Origin of the sequence: Kribbella yunnanensis, from assembly GCF_039529655.1 — a bacterium.
Lineage (GTDB): Bacteria > Actinomycetota > Actinomycetes > Propionibacteriales > Kribbellaceae > Kribbella > Kribbella yunnanensis.
Window position 1 is genome coordinate 107,181 of sequence record NZ_BAAANF010000023.1, and the last position, 21,864, is coordinate 129,044.

General features: G+C 67.9%; 27 protein-coding genes. 14 read left to right on the plus strand and 13 right to left on the minus strand.

Features of this window, described 5'->3' with window-relative positions; all coding sequences use genetic code 11:
• Positions 1-14: 14 nt before the first annotated feature.
• Positions 15-170 carry a hypothetical protein gene (locus ABD231_RS34880; protein WP_344162016.1) on the minus strand — a complete coding sequence of 52 codons (156 nt, stop codon included), beginning with the start codon at positions 168-170 and terminating at the stop codon, positions 15-17.
• A gap of 120 nt (positions 171-290) precedes the next feature.
• On the opposite strand from ABD231_RS34880, the gene ABD231_RS34885 reads away from it, so the two are divergent.
• From ABD231_RS34885 to ABD231_RS34895, 3 genes are all read left to right on the plus strand, one after another.
• Entirely contained in the window at positions 291-824 is a 534-nt protein-coding gene (locus ABD231_RS34885) for a hypothetical protein (protein ID WP_344162019.1), read from the plus strand.
• A 71-nt stretch (positions 825-895) separates the two neighbouring features.
• Entirely contained in the window at positions 896-2,134 is a 1,239-nt protein-coding gene (locus tag ABD231_RS34890) for an exonuclease domain-containing protein (RefSeq protein ID WP_344162022.1), read from the plus strand.
• 9 nt (positions 2,135-2,143) lie between these two features.
• A complete protein-coding gene (locus ABD231_RS34895) occupies positions 2,144-2,662 on the plus strand; it encodes an orotate phosphoribosyltransferase (RefSeq protein WP_344162026.1) in 519 nt (172 codons plus the stop codon).
• Positions 2,663-2,725: 63 nt separating this feature from the next.
• Here ABD231_RS34895 and ABD231_RS34900 read toward each other — a convergent pair whose 3' ends face one another.
• From ABD231_RS34900 to ABD231_RS34910, 3 genes are all read right to left on the minus strand, one after another.
• On the minus strand, positions 2,726-2,971 hold the full coding sequence (locus ABD231_RS34900) for a hypothetical protein (RefSeq protein WP_344162029.1): 246 nt from the start codon (positions 2,969-2,971) through the stop codon (positions 2,726-2,728).
• 20 nt (positions 2,972-2,991) lie between these two features.
• Positions 2,992-3,480 carry an FBP domain-containing protein gene (locus ABD231_RS34905; RefSeq protein ID WP_344162032.1) on the minus strand — a complete coding sequence of 163 codons (489 nt, stop codon included), beginning with the start codon at positions 3,478-3,480 and terminating at the stop codon, positions 2,992-2,994.
• 83 nt (positions 3,481-3,563) lie between these two features.
• Positions 3,564-3,947 (minus strand): SRPBCC family protein, encoded by a 384-nt coding sequence (locus ABD231_RS34910; protein WP_344162035.1) that lies wholly within the window; start codon positions 3,945-3,947, stop codon positions 3,564-3,566.
• Positions 3,948-4,118: 171 nt separating this feature from the next.
• On the opposite strand from ABD231_RS34910, the gene ABD231_RS34915 reads away from it, so the two are divergent.
• Positions 4,119-4,613 (plus strand): hypothetical protein, encoded by a 495-nt coding sequence (locus ABD231_RS34915; RefSeq protein WP_344162038.1) that lies wholly within the window; start codon positions 4,119-4,121, stop codon positions 4,611-4,613.
• Positions 4,614-4,730: 117 nt separating this feature from the next.
• On the opposite strand, the gene ABD231_RS34920 is transcribed toward ABD231_RS34915, so the two are convergent.
• Positions 4,731-5,285 (minus strand): hypothetical protein, encoded by a 555-nt coding sequence (locus ABD231_RS34920; RefSeq protein ID WP_344162042.1) that lies wholly within the window; start codon positions 5,283-5,285, stop codon positions 4,731-4,733.
• A 186-nt stretch (positions 5,286-5,471) separates the two neighbouring features.
• On the opposite strand from ABD231_RS34920, the gene ABD231_RS34925 reads away from it, so the two are divergent.
• The 5 genes from ABD231_RS34925 to pgm are packed head-to-tail and all read left to right on the plus strand — an operon-like array spanning position 5,472 to position 9,942.
• Positions 5,472-6,023 (plus strand): hypothetical protein, encoded by a 552-nt coding sequence (locus ABD231_RS34925; RefSeq protein ID WP_344162045.1) that lies wholly within the window; start codon positions 5,472-5,474, stop codon positions 6,021-6,023.
• Positions 6,024-6,035: 12 nt separating this feature from the next.
• Entirely contained in the window at positions 6,036-7,277 is a 1,242-nt protein-coding gene (locus tag ABD231_RS34930; protein WP_344162048.1) for a sensor histidine kinase, read from the plus strand.
• Entirely contained in the window at positions 7,252-7,908 is a 657-nt protein-coding gene (locus tag ABD231_RS34935) for a response regulator (protein ID WP_344162051.1), read from the plus strand. Before ABD231_RS34930 ends, ABD231_RS34935 begins: the two co-directional genes overlap by 26 nt.
• 4 nt (positions 7,909-7,912) lie before the next feature.
• Complete coding sequence (locus ABD231_RS34940) at positions 7,913-8,269, plus strand: MmcQ/YjbR family DNA-binding protein (RefSeq protein ID WP_344162054.1); 357 nt, start codon at positions 7,913-7,915, stop codon at positions 8,267-8,269.
• Positions 8,270-8,319: 50 nt separating this feature from the next.
• Positions 8,320-9,942, plus strand: a complete 1,623-nt coding sequence (gene pgm, locus ABD231_RS34945) for a phosphoglucomutase (alpha-D-glucose-1,6-bisphosphate-dependent) (RefSeq protein WP_425554236.1) — start codon at positions 8,320-8,322, stop codon at positions 9,940-9,942.
• Here the strand turns inward: pgm and ABD231_RS34950 are convergent.
• A complete protein-coding gene (locus ABD231_RS34950) occupies positions 9,939-10,322 on the minus strand; it encodes a DUF3037 domain-containing protein (RefSeq protein WP_344162060.1) in 384 nt (127 codons plus the stop codon). The genes pgm and ABD231_RS34950 overlap by 4 nt on opposite strands.
• On the minus strand, positions 10,319-11,056 hold the full coding sequence (locus tag ABD231_RS34955; protein WP_344162063.1) for a HipA family kinase: 738 nt from the start codon (positions 11,054-11,056) through the stop codon (positions 10,319-10,321). Before ABD231_RS34955 ends, ABD231_RS34950 begins: the two co-directional genes overlap by 4 nt.
• Positions 11,057-11,099: 43 nt before the next feature.
• On the opposite strand from ABD231_RS34955, the gene ABD231_RS34960 reads away from it, so the two are divergent.
• Positions 11,100-12,152: a carboxylate-amine ligase gene (locus ABD231_RS34960; RefSeq protein WP_344162066.1), complete on the plus strand. Its 1,053-nt coding sequence runs from the start codon at positions 11,100-11,102 to the stop codon at positions 12,150-12,152.
• Here the strand turns inward: ABD231_RS34960 and ABD231_RS34965 are convergent, their stop codons facing one another.
• The 4 genes from ABD231_RS34965 to ABD231_RS34980 all read right to left on the minus strand — a co-directional run bounded on the left by ABD231_RS34965 (position 12,153) and on the right by ABD231_RS34980 (position 16,123).
• Positions 12,153-13,934: a glycerophosphodiester phosphodiesterase family protein gene (locus ABD231_RS34965; RefSeq protein WP_344162069.1), complete on the minus strand. Its 1,782-nt coding sequence runs from the start codon at positions 13,932-13,934 to the stop codon at positions 12,153-12,155.
• 91 nt (positions 13,935-14,025) lie between these two features.
• Positions 14,026-14,754: a hypothetical protein gene (locus tag ABD231_RS34970; RefSeq protein WP_344162072.1), complete on the minus strand. Its 729-nt coding sequence runs from the start codon at positions 14,752-14,754 to the stop codon at positions 14,026-14,028.
• Between the two features lie 276 nt (positions 14,755-15,030).
• Positions 15,031-15,636: a hypothetical protein gene (locus tag ABD231_RS34975; protein ID WP_344162075.1), complete on the minus strand. Its 606-nt coding sequence runs from the start codon at positions 15,634-15,636 to the stop codon at positions 15,031-15,033.
• Positions 15,637-15,673: 37 nt separating this feature from the next.
• Positions 15,674-16,123 (minus strand): pyridoxamine 5'-phosphate oxidase family protein, encoded by a 450-nt coding sequence (locus ABD231_RS34980; protein WP_344162079.1) that lies wholly within the window; start codon positions 16,121-16,123, stop codon positions 15,674-15,676.
• A gap of 81 nt (positions 16,124-16,204) precedes the next feature.
• On the opposite strand from ABD231_RS34980, the gene ABD231_RS34985 reads away from it, so the two are divergent.
• From ABD231_RS34985 to ABD231_RS35000, 4 genes are all read left to right on the plus strand, one after another.
• The gene (locus ABD231_RS34985; RefSeq protein ID WP_344162082.1) at positions 16,205-16,699 is read left to right on the plus strand and encodes a MarR family winged helix-turn-helix transcriptional regulator; all 495 of its coding nucleotides are present in this window, start codon (positions 16,205-16,207) and stop codon (positions 16,697-16,699) included.
• Between the two features lie 16 nt (positions 16,700-16,715).
• The gene (locus tag ABD231_RS34990; protein WP_344162085.1) at positions 16,716-17,120 is read left to right on the plus strand and encodes a hypothetical protein; all 405 of its coding nucleotides are present in this window, start codon (positions 16,716-16,718) and stop codon (positions 17,118-17,120) included.
• 110 nt (positions 17,121-17,230) lie between these two features.
• Entirely contained in the window at positions 17,231-18,343 is a 1,113-nt protein-coding gene (locus ABD231_RS34995; RefSeq protein ID WP_344162088.1) for a GNAT family N-acetyltransferase, read from the plus strand.
• On the plus strand, positions 18,315-19,265 hold the full coding sequence (locus ABD231_RS35000) for a potassium channel family protein (protein ID WP_380158394.1): 951 nt from the start codon (positions 18,315-18,317) through the stop codon (positions 19,263-19,265). The genes ABD231_RS34995 and ABD231_RS35000 overlap by 29 nt, the downstream gene beginning before the upstream one ends.
• Here ABD231_RS35000 and ABD231_RS35005 read toward each other — a convergent pair.
• Together ABD231_RS35005 and ABD231_RS35010 are read right to left on the minus strand one after the other, a co-directional pair.
• The gene (locus ABD231_RS35005) at positions 19,262-20,401 is read right to left on the minus strand and encodes an LLM class flavin-dependent oxidoreductase (protein ID WP_344162094.1); all 1,140 of its coding nucleotides are present in this window, start codon (positions 20,399-20,401) and stop codon (positions 19,262-19,264) included. The two genes, ABD231_RS35000 and ABD231_RS35005, sit on opposite strands and share 4 nt — an antisense overlap.
• Positions 20,398-21,714 (minus strand): MFS transporter, encoded by a 1,317-nt coding sequence (locus ABD231_RS35010; protein ID WP_344162097.1) that lies wholly within the window; start codon positions 21,712-21,714, stop codon positions 20,398-20,400. The genes ABD231_RS35005 and ABD231_RS35010 overlap by 4 nt, the downstream gene beginning before the upstream one ends.
• Positions 21,715-21,864 lie beyond the last annotated feature (150 nt).

Here is a 21,864-nt window from a genome sequence, read left to right on the forward strand (position 1 = left end):
TCTGAGCTGCTGAGTCAGGCGTGTGCGGACTGCTTGACGCGCTCCTTGAGGCGGTCCCGCACCTCTTCGGGCGTGTAGGCGCGACGCTTCCGCTCGCCCCGTGCAATCACCACGCCCGTTGCGGCCACGCCGACGAGCCCCGCAAGTCCTACGACCTTCCATACCTTCATGGCGACTAATCTAGCGACGTGGAAAGCCGGATTTCACTGGATGACGCTACGGATCTGACACGAACAGGTGACATTTGGCTGTTCCGCGGTGAGAGTGCCGCCGATCGAGCGATCCAGACGATGACCAACAGCCCTGTCAACCATGTCGGGATGGCGATCGTGATCGACGATCTGCCGCCGCTGCTGTGGCACGCGGAACTCGGCCGCTCGCTACCCGACATCTGGACCGGTACGCATCACCGCGGGGTGCAGCTGCACGACCTGCGGGACGCGGTGACGGTCTGGGCGCGCAAGTACGGTCAGCGCGGCTGGTTGCGGCAGCTGGACCACCCGGTCACGCACGACATGGAGGACGCCGTACTGCGGACTGTCGCGCGCCTGGACGGTACGCCGTTCCCGTCGACGGCTCGGCTCGCTTCGCGGTGGGTGCGCGGGCGGATCCCGGCGCTGAAGCGCGGTCGGCGCGAGCTGGAGCTGGAGTTCGCGTACTGCGCCGAGGTCGTCGCGGTCACGTACGAGGAGATGGGGCTGCTGATGCCCGGGCGGCGGCCGAACTGGTACGACCCGGGCCGGTTCTGGAGTGGTGACGAACTCGCGCTGATGCACGGTGCGAAACTGGGCGACGAGATCGCGGTCGACGTCCCCGCCGAGTAGCCGCGCGGAAACTGTCGGTGGCATCTGATTGGCTTGTCGTGGGTCGGAAACCGAGTTCGAGGAGGCCCGCGATGTATGCCGTGATCGACACTGAGACGACCGGCCTGTTGCCGAGCCATCGGCACCGGGTGATCGAGATTGCGGTTGTCCTGCTGGACGCGCGTGGGCAGGTCGAGGACGAGTGGGTCACGCTGCTGAATCCACAGCGCGACCTGGGACCGCAGCACATCCACGGGATTCTCACTGCCGACGTGCTGGGCGCGCCGGAGTTCGTTGCTGTCGCGCGGCGGTTGGGGGAGTTGCTGGCGGGGCGAATGGTTGTTGGGCACAACGTCGAGTTCGATCTCGGGTTCCTGCGGGCGGAGTTCGCGCGGCTCGGGGTGGTGGTGCCGTTGATCACCGAGCGGTCGATGTGCACGATGGCGCTGGCCGGGCATCTGTATCCGGGAGCTAAGCGGACCCTCGGTGCGTGCTGTGCGGCGGCTGGGATCTCGCTTGAAGGTTGGCACTCGGCGCTGGCCGATACGCGGGCTACGGCTGAGCTGTTCGGTCAGTATCTGCAGGCGTTTCCGTCACCACCGCCGTGGCAATGGGCGTACGAAGAGATCCGTGGGTTGCGGTGGCCGGAGTTGCCGGGGAGTGAGTTCACACCGACGATTCGTCCGGTGCATGCTGGGGGTCGGCATGGGTGGATGAGCCGGCTGGTCGACCAACTGCCGCGGGTTCCGGAGCCGCCGCAGGCCGATTCGTATCTGGCGTTGCTCGACGGGATCCTGGCGAACCGGGAGATCACGGCGACTGATGCTGACCAGTTGGTGCAGGTCGCGACGGAGCTCGGGTTGACGCGGTTGCAGGTCCAGGATCTCCACTGTGACTACGTTTCCGGGCTGGCCGACGCGTCCTGGGCGGCGGGTGGGATTACGCCGGAGCGGCGTAGCGATCTCGACCGGGTGGCCGTGATGCTGGGGTATCTGGATTCCGACGTGGACGATGCGTTGCTCAAGGCAAGCTCCGGGGAGTACGTCGTACCGTCGCGACCCGGCGCGGATGGGTTCCCGGTGGGGAGCACGCTGGTGTTCACCGGCGACATGATCGAGCCGCGCGAGGTGTGGTGGGACCGCGCGGTCGCCGCCGGGTTCGCGCCGCAAGAGGCGGTGCGGCCGGACACGACGTTTGTGGTGGCGGCGGACCCGGACAGTTTGTCGGTCAAGGCGCGAGCGGCCCGGGAGTTCGGCGTACCGATCATCTCGGTGGATGCGTTCCGGCGACTGTTGCCGCCGGAGGAGATACCGCAGCAGCACGCGAGTTAGGGTGCGCACGTGGAGACTGCGGAGTTGGGGCGACGGATCTATCAGACTGCGCATCTGACCGGGGAGTTCCTGCTGCGGTCGGGGCAGGTGACGGGGAAGTACTTCGACAAGTACCGCTTCGAGGCTGATCCGGTATTGCTCGACGAGATCGCCGCGGCGATGGTCGCGCTGGTCCCGGCCGACACCGAGGTGCTCGCCGGGCTCGAGATGGGCGGGATCCCCGTGGTGACCGCGCTCAGTCGACACACCGGGTTGCCGTGCGCGTTCGTGCGGAAGCGAGCGAAGGAGTACGGCACGCGCCGCTTGGCCGAAGGAGCCGACGTAGCGGGCCGCCGCGTGACGATCGTCGAAGACGTGGTGACGACAGGCGGTCAGATCGTGCTGTCGACCCAAGACCTCCGCACCGCAGGAGCCACCATCACCCACGCCATCTGCGTCATCAACCGCAACCCCACCACCCCCGACCCCCTGACCGAAGCCGGTCTGACGCTCCACCCGCTGCTTACCCCCGCCGACCTCAGGAGCTGATGGTTGCCTCCAGCGAGCGCGCCGGAGGCGGCCAGGTGCCCGGAGCGATGAACGGGCAACTGGTTAGTTGGCTTCTTCTATTTCGAAGCGGAGTTGTTTGCCGGAGCGGATGCGTTCTACGGCGGCCAGGCAGGCGGCTTCGCTCATGTGGACGCCGATTTCGGCGAGTTTGTGGAGGAGGACGCGGGCGGCGTCCTCGGCGGAGCGGGCGCTGGACTCGTTGATCGCCTCGATCGTGGTGGCGGTGAGGCGTTCGCGGATGTCCGGGTGGGCCTCGTGAATCTCGTGGGTGATCCTGAACTCCGTCATGCGATCAGTTTAGTGGGGTGTCAGGCAAGGACTCGCGTGACGAAGGTGTCGAGGCGGGTGGTGAGGCGGTCGGCGCGGAGTTCGGGGGAGATGGTTTCGCCCTGGGGTACTTCGGGGTCGCGGAGGCCGCGGAGGTAGAGGGAACAGGCGAGGTCGGCGCAGATGTAGGTGCCGACGGTGTTGCCGGCTCGGCCTGCGGGGCCGGCGCGGCGGGCGGCGAAGAGGGCTACGTCGGTGATCTGGTGGGCGGTGTTGCAGAGGTCGCAGAGGCCGGTGCCGCGGCGGGGTTTGCTGGTCGCCTGGGTGTTGAGGGCGATCCCGGTGACGCCGCCGTCGCGTCGTACGACGAGGTAGCCGCGGTTCGGGGCCTTCGGGTCGCGCCAGCCGAGGTAGTCGAGGGACTCCCAGGGGAGTTCGGTGAACCCCGGTGGCGGGGTCATCGCCTTGACCAGGCTCCTGGTCGAATTGACGAACGAGCCTTTGATCTCGTCGATGCTGAGCGGTTCCACCTCGGTCCTTCCGTTGTCCCGGCCATCCATCAGACCCGGCCGGGGACCCCGCGCGCAACCGAAATAAACAGTTGCCTAAGGCATCAACTGTCGAGATAGCCGGTACGGCGGGTGCCGTCGTGGTTGCGGAGGTCGACACCGAAGTCGACCCACGCCTTCAGCCGCAGCAGCATCGAGATGTCGAGGGGTCCGTCGGGGCCGGTGACGGTGAGGTCGGTCCCGCCGACCTCGTCGACGTCGAGGGTGAAGGTGAGGACGCGGTCGTCGTACCAGGTGAAGCGGTAGCGGCGGTCCTGGACCGCTTCCTCGATCCGGGCCTCCGTCGTGGAACCGTCGGGGAAGGTGAAGGTGATGGTGCCGTCCGTCTCGGGCGCGTCGGCCCAGTACCGCGAGCGGCCGCCCGGGGTGCTCAGGGCGCGGTAGACGTCACTCGGGCCGGACTTGAAGTGGAGTTTCCAGGTGGGCAACCGGGACACCTTTCACGAGCGGGCGGGGCGGGCAATCGATTTCGCAACGGTCTAGACCAAGATTAGACCCCGTTGTGTGGCGGTGCGATCACGATCGGAGTGGCCGGGTTCGGTCCGCGGTGCGGCTGGGGAGACTGACGATGAGTGCCGACGAGGTCGAGGGGTCCGCCGATGATCGACACAAAATTCACCCGTTGGCTGTTCGGTCACGGCCGGCCTAGGCGCCGTACGCCGGAGCGTTTCCGGCCGCGCGGGACGAGCTCCAAGGTGAGCCGGCTCGCCGACCGGTACGACGCGGAGGTGGATGCGGCGCTGCAACGGCTCTGGCCGAAGGCGCGGATCTACCACGACCGCGAGTTCACCCGGGATCGGGCCGACTTCCTGCTCGTGATTCGCGGGCGCGGGGTGATGGTCGAGACCAAGGTGAAGAGCGATCCCGGGGTGTTCCGCGGCTCCACGCTGCCGCCGCTGCTGGATCGGCTGCAGCGCGACGGGCGGCGGCTGGTCGTCGTCCTCAACCAGGGTGATCCCACGCCCGCCCGTGAACTCGTGGCGGAGATGCTCGGCGACAAGGGTTGTGTCGTCGTCTGGTCAGGCCCGCACCACGACGCCGACCTGCACGGCGCCGTCGAAGCCCTCCTCCGGCAGATGGTCCGCCACCAGTAACTGGTCCGCCACCGGTAACCGGGGAAGTGAAGCAGCGCGGAGAGGGGCGTCTCCGCGCTGCTGGCTTCGGGACGCGAGGTGTGCCAAATGGCGGCGAACCGAAGGACTGGGAACCCGCTAGCAGGAAGTCGCGGCAGTGCTGCCGCCGTCGACGATCCAGCGGGAGTTCTGCTGCTGGACCCGCATGTGATCGAGCCAGCGGGTGGGGGTGCCGGCCGGGAGGACGCGACGGCCGGTGGCGTCCACGGTGCTCGCGGCGGTCGTGTCGTAGCAAGCGGTCACGATGACGCCGTTGGAGGCGAGGGTGCGCTTGGCCCAGAGGACCGTCGTAGTACCGGTGTTGCGCAGCTTCTTGGTCCGGTAGTACTTCGCCTGGACGCTGATCGACTGGAAGAGCTTCGTCGTCATCAAGGGTTTGAGTTGCGCGGTCTGGACGCCGCCGCTGCGCATCATCTCGTCGAGAGCGGTGCGGTAGTCGTAGTACGCGTTGACGACGGGGTCGGCGGAGCCGACGGCGGGCCCACTGACCTGCTCGGTGAGACCGGGTTTCGACGCCTTCTTGGCGCCCGGGGACGAAGCGGCGACGTCGGACGACGCCCCCTCGGTACCGCACCCGGCGAGGACCATCACCGGGACTAGAACGGCGGAAACTGCCAGACTCCGAATGCGCATGCCGAACCTCCACTCTGGCCGCGCGCCGCCGACGCAGAACGTCGTTCGGCACTGACCGTGTAACGCGACGGCACGGACCGTGGTCACTGTGACCTAGGTCACATCCCACCCCCTACCGGAGTACCGGGTTCAAGTTGGCTCCCTGGCCGGAGGTGCACAACGGCAGAGATTTCTAGGCTCGACGACATGACACAAACGCTTGCGAACCACCGGATCCAGCCGCTGCCCAGGCGCGCCACCACGGTCGCCAGACAGCTCTGGTACGTCGTTCGGCTCGTCCCGACCGGTATCCAGGCGATGGCGGACGCGATCATCGGCCGCCCCGATGACGCGACTGCCCGTTGGCAGCAGCTGCACCCGCAGCGCAAGGCGAGCGGACTCGCGGTGTTCGGCGCCGGCCTGGCGAGTTCGGTGCTGGGACTGATGAGCTGGTTCCTGCTGCTCCTCTTCGTGACGTCCATCATCCGCGGCCCGTTCTACGGCTTCGTCGAATCCGGCCCGTACGGTCCCGGCACCTGGGGTGGCCCGACCAGAGCCGGCGCTTGGGCGGTGCACGCAGCGGTGTCGATCCCGATCATCGTGCTGATCCCGTTGGTCCTCGGCGGGATCGCGGCCCTGCACGCCGCGCTGATCCGCAAGGTGTACGGCGTCAGCACCGCCAGGTGGGTGCTTCCGGCAACCATCGCGGTCTGCGCCGGTGGCATGTTGTTCTTCTGGTCGTGGATCCAGCAGCTGTGAAAGAGTCCGATCGTGACCACTGAACAGGGCTCCTGGCCGCAGGGCAGGTGGTATTGGATAGCTGCCCTGGCTGTATTGCTCCTCTTCGGGCTCTCGTCGCTCGACCTCTATCAGCACTACACAATCGGCTACGGCTCGCTGGCCGCGGCGTTCGGCTTCACCGCGGCCAGTGGGTCATTGGCGCTGGCGCTTGGTCTCGCTCGGGCGATCAGCCTGGCGCTGGCCTGGTCCCGGCCCCGGCTGGGCCTGGGGATTGCGCTCACGACCACGGCGGTCACGGCGGCGACGGGTGAGGCGGTCAGCTCGAGTGAACCCTGGCCGTGGGCAGTCACCGGCGTCTTCGGCTACGCGGCCATCCTGGCGATCGCCGGCGCGCGGGGTATGCCGAGACGCCAGCTCATCCGGTGGTGGATCGCTGCCCAAGTGCTGAGCGTCGTCGCCTACGTGCCGGGCTGGGCGCTGGGCACCGCCAACTTCGCCTCCGGGATCGTGATGGCCCTGGTGTCGGCGGCCGGTGTAGTGGTGGGCGACCTGCTCAGGTCGCGCACCGAGGCCAGGCGTCGGCTGGCCGAGCAGGAGGTCATCAGCGAGACCGAGCGCGGTGAGCGAGCCCGTCTCCAGGAGCGGGCCCGGATCGCCCGTGAGCTGCACGACGTGGTGGCACACCATTTGTCGGTGATCGTCGTCCGGGCCGACAGTGCGCCGCACCGGCTGCCCGACGTACCGGCGGACGTGCAGAAGGAGTTCGCTGAGATCGGGGAGGCGGCACGTGCGTCGTTGACCGAGATGCGGCGGGTACTGCGGCTGCTGCGGTCCGAGGAGCACCAGGAGCTCGAGCCGCAGCCCGGTCTCGACCAGCTGCCCGACCTGGTCGAGACCGCTCGGCAGGCTGGTGCTGTGGTTGAGCTCAATGCCGAGTGGCTCGTCGAGATCGACCCAGCCGTCCAGCTCACCGCATACCGAGTCGTGCAGGAGGCGCTGAGCAATGCGGTCCGCCACGCGCCCCGGTCCGCCGTACGGGTTGAGGTACGGCGTGCTGACGCGCACCTGCAGGTGAAGGTGCGGAACGGACCCAGCGCGACTCCCGTGTCCACTGGCGGTGGGGGGCACGGTCTGATGGGGATGCGCGAGCGGGTCGAGCTGGTAGACGGCGCGGTGTCGGCCGGGCCGACCCCTGATGGCGGTTACCTGGTGTACGTCGCCATACCGGTCGGAGAGGAGGTGGCTGGTGCCGATTCGCGTACTGGTCGTTGACGATCAGGAGATGGTGCGCGCTGGGTTCGGCGCACTGCTGAATGCGCAGCCCGACATAGAGGTGGTCGGTCAGGTAGGTGATGGCGCGCAGGCGATCACCGCAGCCGCCGAACTCAGCCCGGACGTGATCCTGATGGACGTGCGGATGCCGGTCATGGACGGACTCGCCGCGGCCCGCGAGATCCTGGCGGGTCCGGAGGCGCCGCGCGTCATCATGCTGACCACGTTCGACCTGGACGACTACGTGTACGCCGCATTGCGGGCGGGCGCGAGTGGCTTCCTGCTGAAGCACTCGACGCCGGATGAGCTGGCCGGTGCGGTGCGGGTCGTTGCGGCCGGTGATGCCTTGCTGGCGCCGTCGGTGACGCGTCGGCTGGTGGAGGACTTCACGCGGGCCCAGCCGGTCGCCACAACCCCTCCGGACAAGCTCACGCCACGGGAGGCCGACGTACTGCGGCTGGTCGCGCGCGGACTCGCCAACCGGCAGATCGCGGCCGAGCTGAGCGTCGCGGAGCAGACGGTCAAGTCGCACGTGAGCAACATCCTGACCAAGCTCGATTTGCGGGACCGCGCGCAGGCGGTCGTCTACGCCTACGAGGCGGGCGTTGTGGTCCCGGGTCCGCGACACTGAGGTCATGGACGTACTCGAGCGACTCAGAGCCCTGTGCCTGGCGATGCCGGAGGCGACCGAGCGACTGAGCCATGGCGAACCGACCTGGTTCGTGCGGGACAAGAAGGTGTTCGGGATGTTCGCCAACCAGCATCACGACGACCGCATCGGTTTGTGGTGCGCGGCGCCGCCGGGCGTGCAGGAGTCGCTGGTCGCCGCCGACCCCGAGCACTTCTACCGACCGCCGTACGTCGGTCACCGCGGCTGGCTCGGGGTCTACCTGGACGTCGAGGACGTCGACTGGGACCACCTGGCCGACCTGGTCGAGAACGCCTTCCGCCAGATCGCCCCGAAGACCCTGGTCGCCCAGCTCGACCTTTAATCAATGAGAGATCGACACACACCAGGGGGATGTTGTGCTTGCATGTGGTCATGCACCCACGCGCAGGCCAGCCCGCCCAGCCCGGCGATCTCGTCGACGTCGACGCACTGCTCACGGCGTACGACAGCATCACGCCGGATGTCGAGAACCCCGCTCAGAAGGTCGTCTTCGGTACGTCGGGCCACCGCGGCTCGAGTCTGGACGGCGCCTTCAACGAGGCGCACATCCTGGCCATCACCCAGGCGATCTGCGAGTACCGGGCCGGTGAGGGGACCAACGGTCCGCTCCTGGTCGGTCGGGACAGCCACGGATTGTCCGAGCCGGCCTGGCGGACGGTTCTCGAGGTGCTCGCGGGGAACGACGTTCAGACGCTGGTCGACAGCGACGATCGGCTGACGCCGACGCCGGGTGTCTCGCACGCGATCCTGCGGCTGAACCGCGTCGAGCGTGCAGGTGCGGACGGCATCGTCATCACCCCGTCGCACAACCCGCCGAGGGACGGCGGCATCAAGTACAACCCGCCGCACGGCGGACCGGCCGACTCCGACGCGACCGGCTGGATCGCGAACCGGGCGAACGAACTGATCGCCGGCGGCAACCGTGAGGTCCGCCGCAAGCCCTTCGGGGAGGCGCGGCAGCACGCGAGTTCCTACGACTTCCTCGGCCACTACGTCGACGACCTGCCGTCGGTGCTCAACCTGGATGCCATCCGCAACGCCGGGGTCAAGATCGGCGCCGACCCGCTCGGCGGTGCGAGCGTCGACTACTGGGCCGCGATCGCCGAGCGGCACGGGCTCGACCTGACCGTGGTCAACCCGCGGCTCGACCCGGCGTGGTCGTTCATGACGCTGGACCACGACGGCAAGATCCGGATGGACTGCTCCTCGCCGTACGCGATGGCGTCCCTGGTCGCCCAGAAGGACCGGTACGACGTCGCCACCGGGAACGACGCGGATTCGGACCGGCACGGCATTGTCACGCCGGACGCCGGGCTGATGAACCCGAACCACTATCTCGCGGTCGCGATCTCGTATCTGTTCGCGAACCGCAAGTGGGGTCCGGAGGTCGCTGTCGGCAAGACGCTGGTGTCGTCCTCGCTGATCGACCGTGTGGTCGCGGATCTCGGCCGGCGGTTGTGGGAGGTTCCGGTCGGCTTCAAGTGGTTCGTGCCGGGCCTCATCGACGGGTCGGTCGGCTTCGGCGGTGAGGAGTCGGCGGGCGCGAGTTTCCTGCGGTTCGACGGCACGGTGTGGACGACGGACAAGGACGGCATCCTGCTCGCGTTGCTGGCCAGCGAGATCACCGCGGTCACCGGCGAAACCCCGTCCCAGGCGCACGCGAAACTCGTCGAGCGATTCGGAGCATCGGCGTACTCGCGGGTGGACGCTCCGGCGACCCGCGATCAGAAGGCGCGGCTGTCCGGGCTGTCGGCCGATGCGGTCACCGCGACCGAGCTGGCCGGTGAGCCGATCGTCGACCGGCTGACCAGTGCGCCGGGGAACGGCGCCGCGATCGGTGGGTTGAAGGTGACGACCGAGTCGGCGTGGTTCGCGGCGCGGCCGTCCGGGACCGAGGACCTGTACAAGATCTACGGCGAGTCCTTCAAGGGTGCCGAGCACCTCGAAGAGGTCTTCGTCGAGGCCCGCGACGTGGTGTCGAAGGCCCTCGGCTAACGGACGAACGCTTCAAGCAAACGATCCAGATCCGCGGCGGGCGCGTTGGTGAGCCCGCTGTGGATCGGACTCGGATGTACGACGGTACTGCGCGGCGCGGCGAGCCAGCGGAAGCGCTCGCCGATCCGGGTCGCCGCCGCGGGACCGCCCGCGGGATCACCGGCGCAGATCGCTCGAATGTGCTCCAGTGACGCGCACACCACGTCCACGTCGACGGCCGGATCGAGTGCGCGGAGTCGCGTCGGCTCGACGTCCCAGGCAGCGCCGAGGAAGTCGAGCGCGCGGCAGTAGAGCACCGCGCCGACGTTGACGAACTCGCCACGATGGATGCGCGGCGCAGCGCGCAGAATCACGTAGTCGAACGGAACCAGGTCAGTCACGATGCACCACCCGGCTGCCACGCGGACCGATGTTCCAACCGCGCCAGCAGATGCCCGAGATAGCGCTCACGATCCCCTTCGCCAAGCCACTCGTCCGGTACCAGCGCGATCACCTCGGTGAGCAACTCGGGCGTGATCGCCGCGGCCAGCTCATCCGCCACCGCCGGTACGCCGGGTGCTGCGATCGAGAACACGTGGTCATCGGCGTCGTACGCGAGCGTGGCGAACTTCTCCGCCGACATCCAGGAGTGGTGGAAGTACAACGCGGCACCGTGGTCGATCAGCCAGAGGTTCTTGTGCCAGACCAGCAGATTGGTGTTGCGCCAAGAGCGGTCGACGTTCGCAACGAATGCGTCCAGCCAGAGGATCTTGGCCATCCCCGCATCACCGGGGTTGCCGGCCGAGCCGTCGTACCCGAAGGAGCCGGGGAGGAAGTCGACCGCGAGGTTCAGGCCGGCGCTGTTCGTGAGCAGCGTCTGCACTTCGTAGTCGGGTTCCGACTTGCCGATCACCGGATCGAGCATGATCCGCTTCAGCTCGGGCACCCGCAGGCCGAGCCGCCGGAACAGTTCGCCGACGATCACCTCGGCGACCAGCGCCTTCGGTCCTTGCCCGGCGCCGTGGAACTTGATCACGTAGGTGCCAAGGTCGTTGCCCTCGACAACTCCGGGCAGTGACCCTCCCTCACGCAACGGCAGCACGTACCGGGTGGCAGTGACGATCGGCAGACTCACGCGGACGAGGGTAACCCGTTTCTCCCAGGGGTACCGGCAAGGGGTGAAGCATCCGTCCATCGGTGTCGAAGAAGAGCTTCTTCTGGTCTCCGCCACCGGTAACCCGTTGCCCCGTAGCCAAGCCGTCGTCGACGACCTGCCCGATCTCGATGTCACGCTCGAACTCACCCGCGCCCAGGTCGAGATCAACAGCCCGGTCTGCAACTCCGCGGCCGAACTGCATCAGCACCTGATCAGCATGCGTTCCGAGCTCGCCGGTGCGGCGCACAGCGAGGGTGCCCGCCTGCTCGCGATCGCCGTACCGCCGGCCGGGAAGGCCGCCCAGTTGGTGACCAAGAAACCGCGGTACCGCGAGATGGCCGAGAAGTTCGGTCTGCTCGCGCGGGAGCAGGGCATCTGCGGGTGTCATGTGCATGTGGATGTGCCGGATCAGGAGGCGGCGATCCGGGTTTCCAACCACCTGCGGCCGTGGTTGCCCGCGCTGCTGGCGCTCACGGCCAACTCACCGATCTACCTCGGGCAGGACACCGGGTTCGCAAGCTGGCGGTGGCTGATGTGGTCGCGCTGGCCGAGTGCCGGACCGCCGCCGTACCTCGAGTCCGTCGAGCACTACGAGGCGCTCGTCGCGATGCATGTCGCGGTCGGCACGGCCATGGACGAGCAGATGATCTATTGGGACGTCCGCCCGTGTTCCCATCTACCCACGATCGAGGTGCGGGTCAGCGACGTTCCGTTGACCGTCGACGAGACCGTACTGCTTGCGACGCTGAGCCGGGCGCTGGTGATGACCGCCTTGGACGCGGGGGACCTGGGCCCGACACTGCAGCCGGAGATCCTGCGAGCGGCGTACTGGCTGGCTGCTCGCGACGGTCTTACGGCAGGTGGTCTGGAGGTGACGACGGGGGAGTTGCTGCCAGTGGCGGAGGTGCTCAAGCGGTTGCTGCAACACGTCGGTCCCGCGCTGCAGCAGCTTGGCGATGAAGACCTGGTCGCCGACGGGATTGCGCGAGCGCTCTCCGACGGGAACGGCGCGTTGCGGCAGCAGCGGATGTTCCGTGAGGGCGGTGATGTCATCGCCCTCACGGAAGTCACCTAGCTAGTTCTTGCGGAGGAAATCTTCCAGGCCGTGCAGGTCGTCGGTGTTGAGGTGGTCGACACCGGCCGCGGTCAGTTCGGACCAGAGCGCTTCGCGCGCCGCACCGCGGGTATCCGGGGTAGCCCAGAACCGGACGCGATATCCGGCGTGGTGGGCGGTCTGGACGATCTCACGCAGCTTCGCCTGCTCGGCGGCCGGCATCGGGCCGACACCGACCCAGGTGAAGTTGTTCGTCCAGTTGTCGCTGACCAGCGGCATCAGCGACGCCGGCATCCCCGAGCGGAGGTCGCTCAGGCGGCCGTCGTACCCGGCGTACCGGATCTTCTGGGCCCTCAGTACGTCGAGCGGACGGTTGCCGCTGATCACCGAGGTGACCGCACCCTTCAGGACGCGGCCGTTGGCGAAGATCGTGCTGATCCCGCGGTACTTCCGCAGCGCCGCATCGACAGCCGCGTACGTCGATGGTCCGTCGCTCTTGATGTCGATCAGCAACTGGAAGTCGCGGCCGTGCCGGTAGACCTGGCCGTGGTTCGCGCGAACCCGATCGGCCAGCGGCTTCAGGTACAGGCTCTCCAGCGTGCGACCCGGCTTGGCGTCCTCCAGATCATGCGCGACCAGCAGTTCGCCGTCGACCAGCCAGACATCCGCCTCGACACTGTTGAACCCACGGTCCAACGCGTCCTGCAACGGCCGCCGGTGCTCGTAGTCGTTGTGCGCATGCGCCGACGGCAACGCGCGGACGGCCGGCGCGTCGTACGTGCGCGGCAACCGGAACCCGTTGTCCCGTACGACGGAACGCAGCCGATCGGGGTAGTCGGTGATGATCCCGTCGACGCCCTTGTCGATCAGCGACTGCATGGTCGCCGGGTCGTCGATCGTCCACGGGACCACCTTCATCCCGGCCTGGTGTGCCGACTTCACCATGTCCGCGGTCACGTACGGCTTGTAGTTCGGGTCGGTGATCTTGCCGTTCTGCGGGAACCCGTGCACCGGCGAGATCGCCGACGCGCCGAACGACTTGGTCGCCTTGACCAGGTCACCGCCGAAGTCGTCGATGTCGATCCCGCCGAGCCACGGCGACTTGCCGGGCTGACCGGTCTGCAGGAAGTCGTAGTTCGTCAGCGCGACCAGCGGCAGCTCGGGCGCGACCTGGCGCATCCGCATCAGTGCGCCCCAGTCGAAGCTCTGGATCGTCACCTGGCGAGCGATCCGCGCCTTGCGGATCTCCTGCGCGACGACCTGGACGAACTCCTCGCGCGGCGCGGTCTCGCTCGGCGCGCCGGCCTCGACCTTGGTCTCGATGTTCAGCTTCACGTCGTTGGCGTGATAGCGGTGCACGAGCGCGAAGACCTCCCGCAGCTCGGGCATCCGGGCGCCGGGGTCGGGCTGCTGGGCCGGGTGTTCCGGCTGCGTCAGCGAACCGCAGTCGAGCTGCTTGACCTGGTTCAGGCTGAGCGTGTTGATGTACTTGCCGACATACGGGTACTCCGGGTCGTTCGGCGTGTACGGCGCGGTGTCGCGGCACTTGTTCGCGCCGATCTTGCGGTCGTGGGTGACCACGGCGTGGCCGTCCTGGGTGATCTGCACATCGAGCTCGAGGGTGCTGACACCGACCTCGAGACCGTGGGCGAACGACGCGATCGTGCTCTCGACGGTCAGGCCGAGGCCGCCGCGGTGTCCCTGGATGTCGAAGCTGCCGCGATGAGCTGCCGCAGGCGCGGCCGGCAGCAGCAGGCCGCCGACGAGGGCAAGCGGCAGCAGCGCACGGGGAAGGCGGTGCATGAGGGATTCCTTCCGGGGGAGGGTGGGCGGGTGCCCCGAGAGTCTCTGGGGAAGGTATCCGACAAAAGGCCAGGAGGTAACCGTCAAGCATTCACGGAGTCGACACGATGTCGCGGGCGGACTGCGCCTCGCCGATCACCGAGCCCTCCTTGTACGCCGGGTCCAGCGAACCGGTGGTCGTCCGGATCACGGTGATGCGGACGTTGCAGGTGGTCGCACTCTGACCGGCCGGTGTCGCGGTGGGTGGCGGCGCGACCGTGATCTTGCCGCCCGGAACGACTACTGAGCCGGCCCCGGACGGCACCTGCATCTCGCCGCCTTGGATGCAGAGACCGTCCCACTTCACCTTCGTCTGCTGATCGGTCGGCACGGTCTCGAAACGCACCGGGATCGCTGCGCGGCGCGAGTACGTCGTCCCGTTGGCCGGTGCGGTCAGGAGGACCCGCTCGGGGAGCGAGACGACCGAGCGCGGAGCGGGTTCGTTCTCGCTGTTCCGCTGCAGGTCGAAGGTGACCTCGGTACCGGCGTTCAGGGTGCCGTCGAGCCGGCCGGAGTAGTTGGTGACCCCGAGAGACTTGTGGCGCTCGAGCTTGACCGACCCACCGCCGCCGGACGCGCTGATCGATTCGCCGTCGTTGAGCTTGACGAAGGTCAAGGTGCCGGCGCGCAGAGTCGCGAGCACGTCGGCACGCTGCTCGTGGTCCTTGACCGTCACGTGCAGACCGGCCTTGATTCCGCTCGTGCGGATGTCCTTGGAATCGGCCGTCGAACAGCCGGTCACGATCAGACCGGCGGCGACCACACCTGCGATAAGCCTCACTCGCCGGAAGCTAGCACCGCAGGGGCTCACCCGCCCGAGCACCCGAGCAGCATTCCAGCAGGGTGAAAAGTAGGGGTGCCGGACCGGGAAGCGCCTCACGGCGCGTGGCCGCTCGTAGCGGCTTTATTTGGGACCCGGGGCTTGCACCGGCCCGACACCTCGAACAGTGTAACCGGTGCCCAAATCCCTTGTCCTGTTGAGTTCTCGGGGCGCTGGACGCCATAACATCTTGCGCCGCACTATGCAACCACCGTCGGGGCAACGACCCGTGGGTAACTACCAGAGTTGGCCGGCGCGTTCGGCGCGCGCCGAGGTCTGCAACTGGTCTGCCATCTCGACCAGCTTCGACGCCGACAGCACCTCGTCGTGACCGTCATCGGCCAGATGTGCCCGGCCGGTCGCGATGATCCGCGCGAACGCGGCCGCCCGATCCAGCGTGGTGGCGAAGTCTCCAGTCGCGACACCCCGCAGTACGGCGTCCACCATGTCGCGCACCTCGGCCGGTCCGGGTGGCTCGGCGACTCCGGCGACGACCGCGTGCACCTCTGCATACTTGCGGCCGGTACTGAACTCGCGCGACACCTGGTCCGCATTCCCGTGCACCCAGGAACGCAACAGGTACAGCCGCCACAGTGCACCGGGCAACGAATCCGACGGCGCGTCGGACCACAGCTCGGCGAGCTCGTCGAGACCGTAGTCATCGGCCAGCTTCACGACCCGCGCGTGCACCTCGGCGTCCTCGGACGACCGCACCCCGCGGACCAGCAGCTCGGCGGTCCGGTGCGCGACTTCGGTCACGGCCGCCGGGTCGGCAGCACCCGGCAACGACTCGAACAGCTTGTTGCCCGGCATGATCGGTCGGCGCGGATTGGGAGAGCTCACGGCCTCCATGGTGCCTGACGCCGGAAGCCCTCGCATCTCAAGCAGGCTCGTCAGATAGATCGCTACTGAACCACCGCTTCGGCTCGACTGTGTAGAGCACGGGTGCGGACTCGGGATGGGCGAACTCGTTCTGCACGAAACCCTGCGCGTACTCGGCCGGCATGTACCGCTCGGCGATCTTCTCCATCTCGTCCGGAGTGGCCGGGCCCGACTTCACGACCGCGCCTTCGATGGTGACGTACTTGTACGGCATCTCCTCGGTCTGCACGGTCACCGACAGCGCATTCGCGGTGGCGAGCAGATCGGCCTTCCGGGTCTTGCGGCCGAGGGTGTTGGTGAAGAAGGTCAGCTCGCCACCGGGCTCGTAGTGGTAGAAAACCGGCGACGCCAGCGGCGGCCGCCCGTGCGGCTGGGCGATCGACAGGATCGCGACATGGGACGCGGCCAGGAAGGCCTCGCGGCCGGCGCTGCTCATCGGTCCGGGCATTCGACTACTCCTCACGCTTGGCATACACTTTGCTTGTCCAAGAGTTTGACTCTCAAAGTCTATGATTGTCAAGGAGGGATCGTGGCGGATTCCGTCGAGGTCGAGCTCGATCACCACCTGGCCGGGCACGATGCGGCCGATCGGGTGATCGAGGCCGCGCTCTACCGGATCGTCGAGCTCGCGCGTCTGCATCGGGAGTGGCAGCGGGCGGTCGCCGCGGAGGCGGGCCTGTCGCTGGCCGACTGTGAGGTGATCCTGCGGCTGGCTCATCTCGAGGCTCCGGAGAGGACGCCGAGCCAGCTGGCCCGGATCTTCCACATCACCGCGGGCAGCATGACCGCCCGCCTCGGCCGGCTGGAGGCCGGCGGCTACCTGACCCGGACGGTCCAGCCGGGGAATCGCGCCCAGATCCAGGTCGACCTGACCGGCAAGGGGAAGGTGCTGCACCACCGGTTCGCCGACCAGATGGTCGAGATCCACCAGCAGATGTTCGCCGGCGCACTCCCCGCCGAGGACCGCGAGACCCTCAACGACCTCCTCCGCCGCCTGCTGACGCATGTGGAGGCCACCACGTGACCAGTAGGCTCGACACATGGTGGCTGGGCGAGGCCAATTGGCCAAGAACTTGATCAAGTACGGCGTGCGCTACGGACCGCTCGTCGCCGAAGCGGTCAAGCACGGCCGCGAACCGGCCCAGCAGGCGGTTCAGGCGGCGGTGGCCCGGCGGACCGCCCGCAAGAAGGCGCTCGAGCACGCGCTGACCGTGCGCGAGGGGTCACTGCTGAAGGTGATCAAGGACGGCCAGTCGATCTTCTTCGTCTTCTCCGGCGACGCGATCGTGACGACGTACCCGTCGGTGCCGCAGGCGACCTATCCGGAGTTGCTGCGGCACGCGGACCTGGACAAGCGGGAGTCGGCCGAGCAGTTGGCCGCCGCTCGCGCGGCCCGCCGGCCGCGGATCGGCGCCCGGCTGCCGAAGCTGATCCGCCGCAAGTAGAGGCAAGGAGTCACGCGGAAGGTTGACGCGGGCGTAACATTCGCGACCCGGCGAGGCAACAGGCCGACCGCAGAGTAGAAGGACGAAGCTCCACGAGGGAGGGCGTCCGCATGCTCTGGAAGATCAGGACCGAACTCGCCGACCGGCCCGGTGCCTTGGCCGAACTCGCTGCACGGTGTGGTGCGGACGACATCAACATCCTGAGCCTGGAAGTCTTCACCGCCGAAACCGGTGCTGTCGACGAGCTGGTCGTGTCCACCGGAGTGGGCTGGTCCGCCGAGGACCTGACCGCACTGGTCGCCGAGGCGGGCTGCGTTCGAACCACGGTGCAGCCGTGTCAGGCCGACGTACTGAGTGATGCCCCGACGCGGTACCTGCGCGCCGTACTGCGGCTCGTCGAGGACCCGCTGTCGGTAGACGACGAGCTCGGCGCGCTGCAGGGGTTCGGCGAATACACGCCGGCCGAGTGGGCCCGGGCCGATGTCCTGGTCGAGATCGCGGGCCGGCTGGCCGAGCGGTTGCAGGAGCCGGTGGTCGACGGCCCGCGGCCGGGGAGCGGCGTACCGGAGTTGCGTCGCGCATCCGTCGAGGACGCCGAAGCTGTAGTAGCGATGCACGAGCGGTGCTCGCACGAGAGCCGCACCCGGCGCTATCACGTGCCGATGCCGAGGCTGACCACTCGTACGGCGAGGCACTTGTCGGCCCCGGCCGGTGGTGTCTCGATCATCGCGGGGGTCGGTGACGCCGTGGTCGGGATGGCGACGGCTGCGCCGTGGGAGGAGCTCGGCGGTACGACGATGGAGGTCGCCGTACTGGTCGAGGACGGATGGCAGGGTCGTGGTCTGGGAGCCCAGCTGTTGCGGCAGTTGATCGGCGCGGCGCGGGATCTCGGCGCCGATCGAGCGGTCTGCGTGGTGCAGCCGGAGAACGCGGCGATGCTGCGCACGATCGAAGGACTGCGGATGCGAACCAGGGTCGTCAACGACGGCGACAACCTGACTGTCACCGTCGCGCTGTCGCCCGAAAGCCTGTCGCATGCAGTGGATCGGCCGTCGGTGCAATATGGTCGATCCCGTGCCATCCCTGCCCGGTCGCAATCCGCACGGCCTACTGGTCAACCTGCCCGCGAGCACACGCTCGCCGCTCTTTCAGCTCTTCAGCCGATTGCTGATCGCGCTCGGGCTGCTGACGTTGATGGTGCTGATCGTGGTGGTCGACCGTGACGGCTACAAGGACAGTTACGACGGCTCTGTCAACCTGATCGACAGCATCTACTACGCCACCGTCACCCTCACCACCACCGGGTACGGCGACATCACCCCGGTGACGCCGACGGCCCGGCTGGTGAACGCCTTCGTGGTCACGCCGCTGCGGATCTCCTTCCTGGTGGTACTGGTCGGCACGACACTGGAAGTCCTGGCCAACGAAGGTCGCCGCATCATGCGCGACACCCGATGGAGGAAGCGCATGAAGGACCACGTCGTTGTCGTCGGCTACGGCACCAAGGGACGGGCAGCGGTGCAAACCCTGCTCAGCAACGGGGTCAAACGCGATGCCATCGTCGTGATCGACCCGCGCGCGCAGGCGGTCGGTGACGCGGGCAACGACCAGATGGCCGCGTTCCACGGCGACGCCACGAACCGCACGGTGCTGCGCCGGGCCGAGGTGATGACGGCCCGCGAGGTGATCGTGACCACGGACCGCGACGACTCCGCGGTACTGGTCACCCTCGCCGTACGGCAGCTGAACCCGACCGCACACATCGTGGTCGCGGTCCGCGAGGAGGACAACGTCCCGCTGCTGCGCCAGAGCGGCGCCGACGCGGTCGTCACCTCGTCCGAGGCAGTCGGTCGCCTGCTCGGTCTGTCCGCGGTCAGCCCGAACCTCGGCGAGGTGATGGAGGACCTGCTCACGTACGGCGAGGGCCTCGAGGTCGCCGAACGCCCGGTCCTCGGCCGCGAGGTCGGCAAGCCGCCGTCCGCATTGCCCGACCGCGTCGTCTCGGTCGTCCGCGACGGCAAGGTCCACCGCTACTACGACGCCAACGTCTCCGTCCTGGCCGCCGGCGACAAACTCATCGTCGTCCGCCCCGCCAAGGAAACCCCCTGGGCCGAACGCCCCGGCGCCGACGAAGACGACGACTAAGTCGCAAACGGTACGGCGTTCTGGCGGGTCGACCGGTCTCCCGCGGGGTGGTGCCAGCGGTTTTCGCGGGCCAGGAGGGGGAGGACTGATTCGCCGAACCAGTAGGCCTCTTCCAGGTGGGGGTAGCCGGAGAGGATGAATTCGTCGATGCCTAGGTCGGCGTACTCCTTGATGCGGTCGGCGACTTCGCGGTGGCTGCCGACGAGCGCCGTACCGGCGCCGCCGCGGGCGAGGCCGACGCCGGCCCAGAGGTTCGGGTAGATCTCGAGGTCTTCGGGGCGGCCTTCGTGCAGGGCGAGCATGCGCTTCTGCCCCTCGGATTCGCTGCGGCGCAGGCCTTCCTGGACGCGGGCGATCGTCTCCGGCGGCAGAGCGTCGAGCAACCGCCGCGCCTCGCGCCACGCGTCTTCGGAGGTGTCGCGTGTGATGACGTGCAGGCGGATACCGAAGCGGACTGTCCGACCGGCATCCGCGGCGAGCTTGCGGATCCAGGTGAGCTTCTCCGCGACGGCGGCCGGTGGTTCGCCCCAGGTCAGGTAGACGTCGCTGTGGGCGGCAGCCACTGGTCCCGCAGCCGCGGACGAACCGCCGAAGTAGATGGGTGGCGTCGGGTCGGGGACTGATACCAGTCGTGCCTGCTCGACTCGCAAATGCTTGCCTGCATAGTCAAACGGGTCGCCGTGCTCCCACAGCTTGCGCACGATCGCCAGGAACTCGTCCGTCCGCGCATAGCGCTCGTCCTTACTGAGGAAGTCGCCGAACGCCTTCTGCTCGGTCGGCTCACCACCCGTCACCACATTGAGCAGCAGCCGCCCACCGGACTGGTTCTGGAACGTCGTCGCCATCTGCGCAGCAAGAGTGGGGGAGAGCAGCCCCGGCCGGAACGCGACCAGGAATTTCAGCCGATCGGTCGAGTCGAGCAACGATGCCGTCGACAACCACGCGTCGTCACACCACAGCCCAGTCGGTGTCAGTGCGCCGACGAACCCGAGATCCTCGGCCGCCGTGACGATCTGCCGCAGGTACCGCGTCGTCACCCGACGATCCCGGTGTACGACGTCCGCCCCGTGCCCACCGCCGACGATGTTGCGCGAGTCGCCCGAGGTCGGCAGGAACCAGTGGAAGGTGAGAGTCATCGAACTGCTCCATCCAGTGCGCGGTTGTCGGAGTCGAGAGAACGGCCGAGAGTCTCGGGGAGCGCTCTCGCGGAGAGCAGGCTGACGATCGCGATCAGCACGTTGTACGTCGCCAGCCACCACAGATCGCCGTCGCCGAGGCTCACCAGCCAGGCCGCGATCAACGGCGTCAGCCCGGACGCGACGATCCCGGAGAGCTGATAGAGCGCTCCCAGCGCCGTGTACCGGACCCGAGTGCTGAACAGCTCGGCCCAGAACGCCGCGAGCGGTCCGTAGATCACCCCGTCCAGTACGCCGACGCCGACCGCGAGCGCGATGAACACGGTGACCGACGTACCGTGCTGGACGAGCGCTGCCGCCGGGAACGCGAACAGCAACGCGGCCCAGGTCCCGGCCCGGTACACGGGTTTGCGGCCGACGCGGTCAGAGAGCGCTCCCGCGATCGGGATCAGCGCGACGCCGATCAACGCGCCGACCACGATGCCGTTGAGTGCATAACTGCGAGGCAGCTTCAGATCGTTGGCGACGTACGAGAGCAGGTAGACCGAGAACAGGTTGAAGGTGAAGCCCTCGATGTAGCGCGTGCCCATCCCGAGCAGCAGTGAGCGCGGGTGCTGCTTCAGCAGGTCGACCAGCGGGACACTCGACACCTCCTTGCGTTCGCGCACCTTCGCGAACGCCGGAGTTTCGAGCACCGACAACCGGATATAGGCGCCGATGGCAAGCAATCCGGCGCTGACCAGGAAGCAGATCCGCCAGCCCCAGGCCAGGAACGCGTCCTCGGGCAGCAGACCGACCAGCGAGAATGCGGCCGATGCCAGGAACAACCCCGCCGGTACGCCGATATGCGCGAAGCTGCCGAAGAATCCGCGCCGGCCGGGTGGCGCGTACTCGACCGCGAGCAGGACCGCGCCGCCGTACTCGCCGCCGACGCCGATGCCTTGCAGGATCCGCAGCACCACCAGCAGGATCGGGGCCCAGACGCCGATGCTGTCGTAGCTCGGCAGGACGCCGATCAGGGTGGTGCCGACGCCCATGATCACCAGCGTCAGCAGCAACATCTGCTTGCGGCCGATCCGATCGCCGAAGTGCCCGAACACCAGCCCACCGATCGGCCGGGCCAGGAACCCGACCGCGAAGGTCGCGAACGACGCGAAGGTGGCGGCCGAACCGCTCAGTCCGGTGAAGAACAGTTTGTTGAAGACGAGTCCGGCGGCGGTGCCGTACAGGAAGAAGTCGTACCACTCGATGGTCGCGCCGACGCAGGCCGCGATCGCGACCTTGCGCGGCGAGGGCGGTGGTCGGTCGGTCATCGCGTCTCCCGGGCGGTGGGCAAGAGGTACTAAGTCGATGAGGTTAGTCGGGTTTCGCTCCGTGAGGTGGCGATCCCAGCATGTGAGCTGTTGACGGCGTCGCCGCGGCGCTTTATGGTCGGCCTGTAAACGATTACAAGAACGATTACA